The 12,593-nt window shown below is 41.0% G+C and carries 10 protein-coding genes and 1 other RNA gene; 7 read left to right on the forward strand and 4 right to left on the reverse strand.

What is annotated here, in order from left to right:
• Positions 1-108 precede the first annotated feature (108 nt).
• The 4 genes from mnmC (at position 109) to AN391_RS13100 (ending at position 4,774) form a co-directional block, all read left to right on the forward strand.
• Positions 109-2,118 (forward strand): bifunctional tRNA (5-methylaminomethyl-2-thiouridine)(34)-methyltransferase MnmD/FAD-dependent 5-carboxymethylaminomethyl-2-thiouridine(34) oxidoreductase MnmC, encoded by a 2,010-nt coding sequence (gene mnmC / locus AN391_RS13085; RefSeq protein ID WP_055015810.1) that lies wholly within the window; start codon positions 109-111, stop codon positions 2,116-2,118.
• Between the two features lie 106 nt (positions 2,119-2,224).
• The gene (locus AN391_RS13090) at positions 2,225-2,548 is read left to right on the forward strand and encodes a hypothetical protein (RefSeq protein ID WP_055015811.1); all 324 of its coding nucleotides are present in this window, start codon (positions 2,225-2,227) and stop codon (positions 2,546-2,548) included.
• A gap of 169 nt (positions 2,549-2,717) precedes the next feature.
• Complete coding sequence (locus tag AN391_RS13095) at positions 2,718-3,353, forward strand: NAD(P)-binding oxidoreductase (protein WP_055015812.1); 636 nt, start codon at positions 2,718-2,720, stop codon at positions 3,351-3,353.
• Between the two features lie 353 nt (positions 3,354-3,706).
• Positions 3,707-4,774 carry a hypothetical protein gene (locus AN391_RS13100; RefSeq protein ID WP_055015813.1) on the forward strand — a complete coding sequence of 356 codons (1,068 nt, stop codon included), beginning with the start codon at positions 3,707-3,709 and terminating at the stop codon, positions 4,772-4,774.
• Between the two features lie 86 nt (positions 4,775-4,860).
• Here the strand turns inward: AN391_RS13100 and ssrA are convergent.
• Positions 4,861-5,217, reverse strand: a transfer-messenger RNA (tmRNA) gene (gene ssrA / locus AN391_RS20410).
• Positions 5,218-5,482: 265 nt separating this feature from the next.
• Between ssrA and AN391_RS13105 the strand changes: the two genes are divergently transcribed.
• Entirely contained in the window at positions 5,483-7,108 is a 1,626-nt protein-coding gene (locus tag AN391_RS13105; protein WP_055015814.1) for a DUF342 domain-containing protein, read from the forward strand.
• On the opposite strand, the gene rnt is transcribed toward AN391_RS13105, so the two are convergent.
• Positions 7,092-7,784, reverse strand: a complete 693-nt coding sequence (gene rnt / locus AN391_RS13110; RefSeq protein WP_055015815.1) for a ribonuclease T — start codon at positions 7,782-7,784, stop codon at positions 7,092-7,094. The genes AN391_RS13105 and rnt overlap by 17 nt on opposite strands.
• A 201-nt stretch (positions 7,785-7,985) precedes the next feature.
• Between rnt and AN391_RS13115 the strand changes: the two genes are divergently transcribed.
• Positions 7,986-8,864: an OmpA family protein gene (locus tag AN391_RS13115; RefSeq protein WP_055015816.1), complete on the forward strand. Its 879-nt coding sequence runs from the start codon at positions 7,986-7,988 to the stop codon at positions 8,862-8,864.
• Between the two features lie 133 nt (positions 8,865-8,997).
• Positions 8,998-10,200, forward strand: coding sequence for a tyrosine transporter TyrP (gene tyrP / locus AN391_RS13120; protein WP_082422720.1), 1,203 nt, complete (start codon positions 8,998-9,000; stop codon positions 10,198-10,200).
• 48 nt (positions 10,201-10,248) lie between these two features.
• On the opposite strand, the gene ggt is transcribed toward tyrP, so the two are convergent.
• Both ggt and AN391_RS13130 read right to left on the reverse strand, forming a co-directional pair.
• On the reverse strand, positions 10,249-11,922 hold the full coding sequence (ggt, locus tag AN391_RS13125; protein WP_055015817.1) for a gamma-glutamyltransferase: 1,674 nt from the start codon (positions 11,920-11,922) through the stop codon (positions 10,249-10,251).
• A gap of 95 nt (positions 11,923-12,017) precedes the next feature.
• Positions 12,018-12,554 (reverse strand): GNAT family N-acetyltransferase, encoded by a 537-nt coding sequence (locus AN391_RS13130; RefSeq protein WP_055015818.1) that lies wholly within the window; start codon positions 12,552-12,554, stop codon positions 12,018-12,020.
• Positions 12,555-12,593 lie beyond the last annotated feature (39 nt).

A 12,593-nucleotide genomic window follows, 5' to 3' on the forward strand; every position in this document is an offset into this window, starting at 1 on the left:
CTAGCGTACACCTGTACTCTGAATTTAATAGCTTATAAATAACGCCAGACTATTTCAAAGAAAACCCGTAAAATAATAAAAAAATACTGTCTAAAAATTTAATAAGTCATGATAAAAAACGCCCAAATACACTTTAATGAAGTAGGCACACCGGTAGCCGATAACTTTGACGATGTTTATTTTTCTAATGACGACGGCCTTGCTGAATCGCATTACGTGTTTTATCAACAAAACAATATACAGGCGCGGTTACAAAATCATGACCAAGCGCATTTTGTTATTGCCGAAACCGGTTTTGGCACGGGTTTAAACTTTTTAAATGCATGGCAGCACTTTAATGACCACCTTGCCAATCAACAAGTTCAAAATCAAGTAGACAAACGTGTTAAGCGTTTGCATTTTATTTCGTTTGAAAAATACCCGCTTAATGCTGATGATCTAAAAAAAGCATTACAAGCGTGGCCAACACTGCACAAGCTAAGTGATGAATTAACAACGCATTACCCAATTAATTTAGCTGGCTGCCACCGTATTGAATTTAATAACGGCCAAGTTATTCTTGATTTGTATTTTGGCGACGTGCTTGATTCCATAAACGCGATGAGCTACCCGCAATCGGGGGTGGTCGATGCATGGTTTTTAGACGGCTTTGCACCGAGTAAAAACCCCGACATGTGGCAACAAAGTGTGTTTAATGCCATGGTTGATATATCACGCAAGCAAGCAACACTAGCCACCTTTACCGCGGCAGGCTTTGTACGCCGGGGCTTGATAGCCGCAGGCTTTAATATGCAAAAAGCAAAAGGTTTTGGCCGCAAACGGGAAATGCTAATAGGCCAATTAGCCGATGCTAATAGTGCACAGTCATCACCCCCGTACTTTGAACACCCCCCTGCCAAGCTAGAGCATGTTGCTGTAATAGGCGGCGGAATTGCAAGTAGCTGTATTTTACACAGTTTGGCTAAGCGTGGCATTAAAAGCACCCTATTTTGTCAAGATGAAAAACCAGCTATGGGGGCTTCACATAATGTACAAGGTGCGGTTTACCCGCACTTACAAGCTAAAAATTCACCGCACAGCGAATTATTTGCGCATAGTTTTTTATACGCTAAACGCAGCTACCAGCAACTACTTAAAAACGGCTTTAATTTTGATCATAGTTGGTGCGGTGTGTTGCAACATGCGGTAAAAAAACCACTTGCCGATAAACACCAAAACTTAGAACAAAAACAGCTATGGCCTCAATCCTTAATGCGCAATGTAACTGCCGAGCAAGGAGACACACTTGCAGGCGTAACAACCGGCTACCCCGGCGTTTATTTTGAGCAAGGCGGTTGGGTAAACCCACCACAATTAGTAGAAGCAATGCTTCAGGCTGCCCACACTTTACAGCCTTTTAGCCGCCATTTTAACTGTCATGTTAAGCAGCTTAACAAAACACCCGAAGGCTGGTATTTAGCCGCTAATAACATTCAGTACGGCCCATTTAGTGATGTAATAATATGTGCTGGTGAGCATAGCGATGCGTTTGAGCAAACAAACGCACTACCTATTGTAGGAGTACGCGGCCAAGTATCGCATATTCAAGCCAGTGAACACTCTAAAAAGCTTAAAACTGTGTTGTGCCATAAAGGTTATTTTACACCCGCCTATTTAGGTAAACACTGTATGGGCGCTACATTTGAAAAAAACACAAAAAGCCGCGCTGTTACAGAAAAAGATAACCAATTAAACCACGAGCAACTCCTTAGCTTTTACCACCAAAGCGACTTTGCCACCACATTAGGTGACATTACCAGTGCTAAAGCAGCTGTGCGCTGCACATTTATAGATCATTTGCCAATGGCGGGGCAATGGTGTGAGCAAAGTGATTACATCAACGCCTTTGCTAATTTACGCTTAGGTAAACGCTATCAATACTTGCCTTTGCAAAAGCCACAACAAGGCTTACATATTTTTACCGGATTTGGAGCGCGTGCATTATGCAGTGCACCGCTATTAAGTGAGCACTTTATTAGCACCTTAAATAACGAGCCACGTCCATTAAGCGAGCGTGTAAGCCAAGCTATTCACCCAGCGCGTTTTATAGTGCGTGATTTAATACGAAATAAAATTTAAATGACATCATTCTTTTTTTGCGTAAAATAATACCTATAAAAGGAATTTATATTACCCATGCGCAGCCTATGTACGAATGCGAATGGGTATAAATAAAAGGAAAAAAATGAAAGCTTTAACTTATGCTGTAGCAATACTTGCTGCTATATCGTTTAACGCATTTAGCCAAAACGCAAGCGAGATCCCCTTACCCGAAGAGTTTGTCACTACCATGGATGTAACTAACGAATACCCAAAGGTACGCACTGGGTATTTAGCCGCCTCTATCAATGATATTGCTAAATTTTATCAACACGCACTTGGTGAGCCTCTCAACATTAAAGGCGATAACAACTACCGCACCCTTTACTATAACTATCAAAGTCATGCCGTACGCATTAGCTTATACCATCATAATTATGTTACCGAAGTCAGTATAATGATTGAATAAACACGGCAAAAAGCGGCTAATTTTCACGCTCAGTTCAGACTCCTACTTTATTCACCAGCAAATTTACTATTTGTGAAGAATAATCATGTTTTACCCTTTAAAAACGCATGCCTACCCCAAGGTCTATTTGTACTAAACACCTTTACACTAAATTGAGAAGGAATTAATTATGAGTAAGACCCTAATTATTGGCGCTAGCGGACAAATAGGTAAAATGGCCACCGAGCTGCTTTTAAACAATGAGCAAAATGTATCTGCATTAGTGCGCGATAAAAGCAAGTTAAGTGATTTAGATAGCCCGTTTTTAACTATTGTAGAGCAAGACCTCGAAGGCGATTTTTCTACTGCGTTAAAAGATTGCGACCAAGTAATATTTGCTGCAGGCTCTGGCGGAAGTACAGGCACAGATAAAACTGTGCTAATTGATTTATGGGCGGCTACCAAAGCAGCCACGTATGCTAAAGAGCATGGCGTTAAGCATTTTATTATGATCAGCTCTATTGGCGCTGACGATCCAGACTCGATAGAAAGCGACTTAAAACCTTACTTAGTTGCCAAACATATGGCCGATGAGCACCTTATCAACAGTGGTTTAAACTACACCATAGTGCGCCCTGGTACTTTAACCAATGAAAGCGCCTCGATGAAAGTAACCACAGAGCGCCCAAGCGATCGTTCTAAAGCTAAAATTAGCCGCGAAAACGTAGCCAATGCCTTGTTGCATATTGCTAAAAATACATTTAATGGCAACCGCGTTTTTGAGTTATTTGATGGTGAAACACCGATTAAAACAGCTGTAAAATAAATTAGGCCTTATTGCCCTTTGCAACTCCCATGCAAAGGGCAATCTATTTAAATGCTACAGAGCACGCTAACCGTCTTTCTCACTATATTAATTAATGTAAACAACTCACAAAAATTGCTTTTTAAAAGCCTATATACCGCGTACCCAATAAAATAACATAAAAACAATCACTTCCATCAAAACTACCGCAAAACAATGCGTTAAAAATCAAATAAAACAAATTTTATTCAGGCTTTTTTACTAGTTTAATAAGGTTAAATACTAGAAACCCCTTATTTTATCTGGTAAATTAACAGCGTGTTAAAACAATAATAAAAATTCCTCAACGGAAGTTGCACGAATAAGGACATAGCGTGAGCGCCTCATTTAAAATTATTTTTAATGGTCAGTTACATCAAAATGCTGACATTAGTACCGTACAAGAGCAACTTTGTCAGTTTTTAAAAATCCCCCATAATGTCGCTGTAAAATTATTTGATGGCCGAGCCTACGCACTCGTCAAAGACCTATCGAGTATTGATGCAGTTAAAACAGAATCTAAACTAAAAAGTTTTGGTTTAATAACCAAAGTAGAGCCACATGCAAGTGTAAGGGCACCTCAAAGCGCCACAGGTACTAAATTGGTTGTTTCACCTAGCGAGCCTGCGGTTAAAAACATAGATCGTAAATTAACCAGCATAAAAAAGTCCGGCATAAATAGCCCTGCCGCCTTGCCCAAATTAGCACTGCAAAGCGCATTATTTTTTTGTTATAGCTTATTATTCATCTGCCTTATTTGCTCAGCAGTAATAAGCTTTAACACATTTAAAATGAGTATGATAGACAGCTCAATAGCTTCACCCTCTACAACATTAAATTACGTTAATTATAAGCAGTACTTAGCAAATCAAAAAAAGCACCCAGAAGTCACCTTGCCTAGCACCCACAGCACAGATGAGCTTAACCAAAGGGCGCAGCAAAAAATTGATAGCTATTTTGCTCGCTTTTCAGCGCACATAAACAGTTACGCAAAAATTCTAAAGCAACCAAACATAAACAGCATGGGCGCAGGAAAGTTAAAGCAGCACTTACAAGAAATAGACGCGCTAGGCACGGAATATATATTTTGGGAGCAATTAATTAACCTTGCTAAATCGCTCAACAACGACGCCCATGTAATGAGCAAGCTTGCTAATGATAACCCAGATAAAATTCAGTGGATCAACGCCGTTGACTGGATAAGCCAAAGCTATATTAGGCAACAACAAAATAAGCCTGACGCTTTGCCCGTCAGGCCTACAAACACACAACTCGCCAAGTCACCAATTTTAGATTTAACTCTGCTAATTAGCTTAATGTCGTTCTTAACGCTTATTATTATTAGTATTAAAATGAAAGTAAGATCGTTAAAAATGAAGCTAGCCACTATAAGCACAGAATAAATTAAACCCATAAAAAAACCGCCAACTTGATTGCTCAAATTGGCGGTTTTTTATGGTTTTTAAGTAACGAACTTAAATACCTGTATTGGTGGAGCTGGGGGGATTTGAACCCCCGTCCGAAAAGCCTCGACCGTCGGTACTACATGTTTAGTATTGTCATTTAGTTAACCTTTAAATCCCGGACAAACACGGTAGATAAAGGCGAGGCCGCTTAGTTTTAACGCTTCAACCCCGGCCAGGGTTTCCGTCGCGATCAGGTGTTAGGGTGACACTCCAAAATCCAGTCCACAAGAATACATGGAAGGAGCGCTAGCCAGCCTAAGCTGCTAGAGAGTAGTTATCGTCGTTTGCGATTACTTTAAATTGCGGCTTTTTTACGAGGCAAACCGCACCTCGACATGCACCTCAGGCTTCTTGAATTCCGTCGAATCCTAATCAGCCCCTGAAATATGAATTTCTTTCAGTGAGGGCAGTATAACTGAGTAAACGTCTGATACTCAAGGGGTGTGACACTTTTATTTTAGCCTACAGAATCAAGTGAACAGTTAATAAGCACAAGTTTGCAAAAAAGCAAACAAATACTGAACATTTACTTAACATACCGTTCAAGTTGTGCTCAAATAAGGAGTTAATTTTTACGCAGAGGCTTAAGTTTTTGTAGTGAAAGTAATAATCATAATAACAGGCATAATCGTAGGGAATTTATAAATGTCGGTTTTTTTATTTAATGAACAAACGGGTGAGCTGGCGTTATCTGCGCACCCTATTGATAATGGATTTCCGGTAACAAGCGCTCAGCTTATTGAGCTACTTGAGCAGTCGGATTATTGCGAGTTTGAAGTGCTCTCTGGCAATATTGGTAAGTTATTTTCACCAAGTAAAAATTATCAGCAAGAGTCATTAGTAATTGCCAAAGCAACGGACGCGAGCCTTGTTATTAATGTTGATGAAAAAAACATGGTTGCTGAGGCAACACTTACCACGGCCAGAGGCGGTGCTTTACTTTCTATGGAAGCCGCTCAAGCCGCGCTGGCTGAAGCTGGTGTGAAAAAAGGGATTAGCCCTCGTGCACTTGATACGTTTTTAGGACAGCAATTTTCTCATCCTGCAGGTACAGCATATAGCGCTATTGTGGCCCATGGCCGAAACCCCAAAGAAGGCAGTGATGCGAGGTTTGTTCGCCTCTGCTCTACTGCGCAAGACCGCGTACTTAGCCCTCAAGCAAAAGAAGGTGGTAAGGTGGATATGAAAGACCTTGGCGCCATTATTACCGTAAAACCCGGCACTCCTTTAATGCAGCGTGTGGCTGCTACACCCGGGGAGGATGGCTATACGGTTTTTGGCGACCTAATTAAGGCCACGCCAGGTAAAGAGCATGAATTACAGCCCTTTGAAGGCACAAAAATAGACCCTAACAACCCAAACATGCTCATTGCCGATTGTAAGGGCGTGCCTGTTGCACTACCCAGAGGCATGCGGGTGGACGACGTTTTATGCTTTCATAATGTAGATGTAAGCACAGGCCATGTTGATTTTGATGGCAGCGTAATTATCTCTGGTGATGTTAAAGATGGTATGCGGGTTAAAGCCAATGGCGATATTACTGTATTAGGGTTTGTTGAATCAGGCACGATTGAAAGCCAAAGCGCGGTCACTATTATGCTTGGCGCTATTGGGCGCAAGCGCGAAAATGAAGAAGCATTTACTTGCGAAATTTCAGCTAAGCGTACCATTTCTATTGGCTATGCCCAGTACTGTAATATTAAAAGTGCACAGGATTTGTTTATAGAGCGCCAGGCCTTGCATTGTAATTTAAGTGCAAGGCGCTTAATACGGGTAGGTAAAGCAGGTAACCCGCGCGGAAAAATAATTGGGGGTAATATTCTTGATGCTATGCGTATTGAAACAGGGGAGCTAGGTGCACCTGCAGGCACTAAAACACGCGTGTTTTTAGCTCAAAACTGGCATGAACTGCGCTCAAAGCAGTCTCAGATAATTGATTTTGAAAAGGTGTTAGCAAGTAAAACATCGGCGCTTAATCAAGCTAAAGAAAAAGCGATAAAAATTCCTGTTGCAGCTCAACGACAACAGCTGTTAGATAAAATTGCCGCTAATGAGCAGCATATAAAAACGCGTGCTATGCACGTACAACGTCAAAAAAGATTGGTGAAGCAAAAAATTTCTCAGCTATTAGCCACTAGCCGCTTAAAAATTAATGAAATAATGCACCCAGGTGTGGAGCTTAAAATAGCAAAAGACACAAAACAGTTTTCGCGTATTTACCCCCCCCACTTGGTAAAACTGTCTGAGGGGAAAATCACTCAGTCGTTTTAGTATCCTCTTGAGTGTTTTCAGTTTCTTGAGCGTCACTTTCAGGTAGTGGCGCTAACGGCCAGCCCCCTAATTCTTGCCAACGATTTACTATTAAACAATACAGCTCTGCTGTGCGCTCTGTATCGTAAAGTGCAGAGTGTGCTTGGCTGTTATCAAACTCAATGCCCGCGGCTCTACATGCTTTAGCCAGTACCGTTTGGCCTAACGCTAAGCCTGCAAGCGAGGTTGTGTCAAAGCTTACAAACGGATGAAATGGCGTACGCTTAATATTGTTACGCTCAATGGCTGCATTTAAAAAACCATGATCAAAGGCAGCATTATGTGCCACTACAACTGAGCGTTGACACCCGGCGGCTTTTTGCGCTTTACGTACTGCTTTACAAATTTCTTTTATTGCTTCTTCTTCAGGTACAGCGCCACGCAGTGGACTAAACGGATCTATGCCGTTAAATTCAATGGCAGCTTGTTCTATATTAGCACCTTCAAAAGGCTCTACATGAAAATGAACGGTATGATCTATGCTGAGTAACCCTTGGTCATCCATTTTTAAAATGGATACGGCAATTTCAAGTAAGGCGTCGGTTTCTTTATTAAAGCCGGCGGTTTCTACGTCGATTACAACAGGAAAAAAGCCGCGAAAGCGTTGTGCGAAAAGTGTTTGCTCAGTATTTGCCATAGTCTTCTTGGTTTGTGAGGATAAGCTCACTATTATGTCAAAATTGAGGGCGACTCGGCTAGGGCTTTATAAATTTTTTAATGAATATATTGTAGGCATGCTATTTGCTTTCTAATAACTGCTACCCGTATTGGCTATTAATTGAGCCTAGCTTTTGTAGCACGCCAAAATATTGGCTTAGTAGATTAACTGGAGCGTTTTATGAAGTGTAAGTTGTTTTTTATTAGCGTAAGCCTTGGCACCGTCCTGATGAGCTATTCATCGCAAGCGGCTATGCGTCAATACAGCGCAAATCAAGATAACTCTAACTGGGAAGTTATAAAAACAACACGCTTACAGTGCCAGCTAAACCACGAAGTGCCCTACTATGGCGAGGCTATTTTTAAGGCATCGGCAAGTAAAAATAAAAATTTAACTTTTAATTTAGATATGGTTGTGCGTCCGGAAAATTATGATATAGCAGGTTTAAAGGCGGTGCCACCAGCATGGCGAGCAGGCTTGCCCACGCGTGATATAACTTCTATGAAGTTACTTAAAAAGTTTGATGGTGAGCTTGGTAATAAAACCGCATGGGAAATGCTGAGCGAACTTGAAAAAGGGTTTCATCCTACCTTTTACTACCAAGACTGGCAAAATAGTGCCGACAAAATTGCCGTTGGTATTTCAAGCGTTAATTTTAAACAAGCCTATTGGGCATTTTTGCAGTGCCGAGATGAGCTTTTACCGTACAGTTTTGAGGATATTTCATTTACCGTAATGAACTACCAATCAAATAGCAGCAAGCTCACTAAAGAGTCGCAAAAGCGCTTAGATAAAATTGCTGAGTATTTAAAAAATGACACGAGTATTGAATCTATCAGTATTGATTCGTATACCGATAGTTACGGTGGCCGCTGGAATAACTTAGACTTATCGCGTAAGCGTGCCAATGCGATAAAAGACTATATGGTCAGCTTAGGTGTTGATGAAAACAAAGTACAAACCACAGGCCTTGGTGAAAAACGCTTTGTTGATACCAATGAAAATATTTTAGGCCGAAATAAAAACCGCCGCTTAATTATTCAAATAGCGAAAATGTAACTACTTTAAGCCCGTAAATACAGCTGTAAATTCATGGTTACATTATTATTTACGCGCATTTATTACAAAACTATTTATGTTTTAAGTAACTAGTTATATCTTGAGTGCCTCTCACACATTTTAGGATAGTTAAGTGCTTAAAAATAAAACAATAGGCAGCATGTTAATTGTTGCAGGCACCACCATAGGCGCTGGTATGCTAGCATTACCCATTGCCTCTGCTGGGCTTGGCTTTAATACTGCACTTGCACTGATAATAGCCAGTTGGTTACTAATGACCTACACCGCTTTATTAATGCTAGAGCTCCACCAACACGCTCCCAGAGATGCAACTTTGAACACCTTAGCAAAACGCTGGTTAGGAAAGCGTGGGCAATATATTGCTAATTTCTCGATGGTATTTTTATTTTACGCCCTGTGTGCAGCTTATATTGCCGGTGGTGGCGCACAGTTACAGTCGCGGATTAGTAGTGATTTAAGCATAAACATCGCACCACAAATAGCCTCTGTGGTTTTGGCCGCTGTAATTGGTAGCGTGGTTACTTTAGGTACCAGTAAAGTAGATAAACTCAACCGCGTATTATTTACCATTAAAATTATAGTATTAGGCAGTTTGTTTTATATGCTTACGCCCCATGTACAAGGTAAGCATTTACTTGAAATGCCCGTAGAGCAAGGGCTTATTTTATCTGCCTTGCCGGTTATTTTTACCTCGTTTGGTTTTCATGGCTCTATTCCGTCAATTGTTAAGTATGTAGGGCTAGAAACAAAAGTATTGCGTAAAGTAATGATTGCAGGGGCTGCTTTACCTTTAGTGATTTATATTTTTTGGCAACTGCTTAGCCAAGGTATTATGCAGCAAAGTGATTTACTCAATAGTAATGGCTTAACTGGCTTTGTAGAGAGTGTCGCGAATATTGCGCATAATCCGCAAGTAACAAGCGCCGTTACACTGTTTGCCGACTTAGCATTAGCCACCTCTTTTTTAGGTGTTAGCTTAGGCTTATTTGATTTTTTTGCTGATGCATTTAATAAAGGCGATACCAAATCAGAGAGAATAAAAACCGCACTAATTACCTTTATTCCTCCTTTAGGGTTTGCGTTGTTTTACCCTCAGGGATTTATAATGGCGCTGGGTTATGCAGCCATCGCCCTTGTGGTACTAGCTATATTTTTACCCGTGTCGATGGTTTATAAGCAGCGTAAGGTGGGCCCGCAATCAGGGTATAAAGTACGAAGTGGTAATGTTGGTTTAGCCGTTGCTGGGCTGTGCGGTATTGCAATTATTGTCGCCCAATTTATGCAAATGTTGGGATTAGTACCCGCTATTGGTTGATAAATTAAAGGCTAACCCCTTTAGCTTAAAGGGGTTAGCTCCAAGCCTTTAAAAAACGCGAGACTCACCGCGACCTGTAGCCTGAGACGCAGCTTGTAGCTCACCGTCTTTGTTTACAATAACCTGCAAGTCACCAAAGCCTCGCTCATCCAGTGTGTAGCCCATTTTTATAAGCTCAGTTTTTGTGTTTTCACTAAGCCCTGCATGCACTCTGATCACGTTTTTAGGCCACAACTGATGATGAAACCGCGTGCTGTTAACAATCTCCTCGGCGCTCATGTTAAATTCAACCGCATTTAAAATCGATTGATACACCGAGCTAATGATTGTTGTACCCCCAGGCGACCCCGTAACCATTTTAACGCGATTGTTTTTAAGCAGTATGGTTGGCGACATTGAGCTAAGCATACGCTTTTTTGGCTGAATTTCGTTTGCTTTACCACCGAGCGCGCCAAAGGCGTTCATTACCCCAGGTTTAGCGCTAAAGTCATCCATTTCGTCATTTAATATAAAGCCCGCACCTTCAACCACAACGCCACTACCAAAGCTTAAATTAATTGTTGTGGTATTGGCCACCGCATTACCCATTTTATCAATAATAGAAAAATGTGTGGTTTGCTCACTTTCTTTAAGCCCAGGTTTTATATTTTCGGTGGTGGAAATAGCGGTTAAAGAAATATCTTTACTGCGCCCTTTTAAATAATCAATATCAGTAAGCTCAGTCACTGGTACGTCAAAAAAGTCAGGATCGCCCAAGTACTCTGCTCTATCGGCAAACACACGTTTGCCTATTTCAGCAAGTAAATGTACGTATTGAGTAGAGTTATGTACTAGCCCCATTTCGCTTTTTTTAAGCTCAAACATTTTTAGCCACTGTAAAATAGCTATTCCACCAGAACTTGGTGGTGGAGCAGTTAATACTTCATAGCCATTCCAATTAGCCTTAATAGGCGTGCGCGACACAGCAGAGTATTGAGCCAAATCTGCTTCATTAATAATACCGCCATGCTGGTGCATAAAGTTGGCAATAATGCGGGCTGTTTCACCTTTATAAAATCCGTCTTGGCCGTTATCTCTTATTCGTTTTAAAGTAGCCGCTAGCTCGGGTTGTTTAAACACCTGATTTGCTTTTATATCTGCAAAATAGTGCTTAAAATTTACATTTATTTTTTGCTTGTCTAAATGAGCAATGTATTGCTTAACGCCTTTGGCCAATTTGGGCGGCACCTTAAAGCCTTGCTCTGCTAAGGTAACCGCCGGCTGTACTAATGTTTGCCATTTTAAGGTGCCGTGTTTTTTGTGAGCCAACCACATACCAGCTACACTCCCCGGTACGCCACTGGCGTGAATACCATAAATTGACTTGTTTTTAATTACATTGCCCTTGGCATCTAAATACATATCTCTGTGCGCTGCTTGGGGGGCGGTTTCACGATAGTCTATAAAATCACTTTTTCCTTCTTTTTGTATAAGCATAAAACCTCCCCCGCCAATATTACCTGCCTCGGGAAGTGTTACCGCCAATACAAATTGCGCAGCTATAGCTGCATCAACAGCATTTCCACCTTGTTCTAAAATAGCTTGCGCGACATCTGCACTGAAAGCGTCAGGCATTGCTACCGCGCTTTTAGCAACTTGCTCTGCCTGCACGCTAAATATGCAAAATTGTGCAATCAATACACTCTTAACAATGAGCCTGCTTGGTCGAAAAAATAACCCCATAAAACATCCTTACTTTATTATTTTAATCTCGCTTGGCTCATTTATGCATACCATAGAATGCTAGGTCAATGTTTATACACGTTAATTTTTGTATGCTATAACGGCTTAGCATATAAAACGGCATTTAAGTCGCCTTGCTCATCGGTATGCACATAATTTTTGACCCACCTAAGCCCAAGCTTTTGCATGACGCTAATTGAAGCTTTATTATCGGCCAGTGCCATTGCCGATAATGTTTTTATCTCTGGCTGCATTTTTAAAGCGTTACATAATGCGCTCGCAGCCTCAGTTGCATAGCCTTGCCCCCAACTAGATTGTTTAAAGCGCCATCCTATTTCAATATTTGAAAAATCGGGCGTTTGAGTAAAAAAGTGCATAGGCCTAATAAGTACCCACCCTATAAAAGAGCCGTCTTTTTTTAGGGTGATTTTCCACAGCCCCCAACCTTTGTTTGCATTTTTGTAGGCAAGCATTCTGGGGATTCCTATTTCTTTAATTTGCTTTAATGAAGAAGGGGTGCCCCGATTTATATATTTCATTACCGCGGGGTCTTGATCTAGTTCATACAACAAAGGCCAGTCGTGTTCATTCATTAATTCAAAATTTAAGCGTGTTGTTACAGGTGTGTTCATTTTCGTTGTTCTATTATTAGGGTGAATTAATTACTTGTC

Origin of the sequence: Pseudoalteromonas sp. P1-13-1a, assembly GCF_001401875.1 — a bacterium.
Lineage (GTDB): Bacteria > Pseudomonadota > Gammaproteobacteria > Enterobacterales > Alteromonadaceae > Pseudoalteromonas.

Bases quoted from the DNA above. Each gene is read 5' to 3' on its own strand.
- AN391_RS13130 (WP_055015818.1), bottom strand. From the start codon at position 12,554: ATGAACACACCTGTAACAACACGCTTAAATTTTGAATTAATGAATGAA.
- rnt (WP_055015815.1), bottom strand. From the start codon at position 7,784: ATGGCAAATACTGAGCAAACACTTTTCGCACAACGCTTTCGCGGCTTT.
- AN391_RS13095 (WP_055015812.1), top strand. From the start codon at position 2,718: ATGAGTAAGACCCTAATTATTGGCGCTAGCGGACAAATAGGTAAAATG.
- AN391_RS13090 (WP_055015811.1), top strand. From the start codon at position 2,225: ATGAAAGCTTTAACTTATGCTGTAGCAATACTTGCTGCTATATCGTTT.
- AN391_RS13105 (WP_055015814.1), top strand. From the start codon at position 5,483: ATGTCGGTTTTTTTATTTAATGAACAAACGGGTGAGCTGGCGTTATCT.
- mnmC (WP_055015810.1), top strand. From the start codon at position 109: ATGATAAAAAACGCCCAAATACACTTTAATGAAGTAGGCACACCGGTA.
- ggt (WP_055015817.1), bottom strand. From the start codon at position 11,922: ATGGGGTTATTTTTTCGACCAAGCAGGCTCATTGTTAAGAGTGTATTG.
- AN391_RS13115 (WP_055015816.1), top strand. From the start codon at position 7,986: ATGAAGTGTAAGTTGTTTTTTATTAGCGTAAGCCTTGGCACCGTCCTG.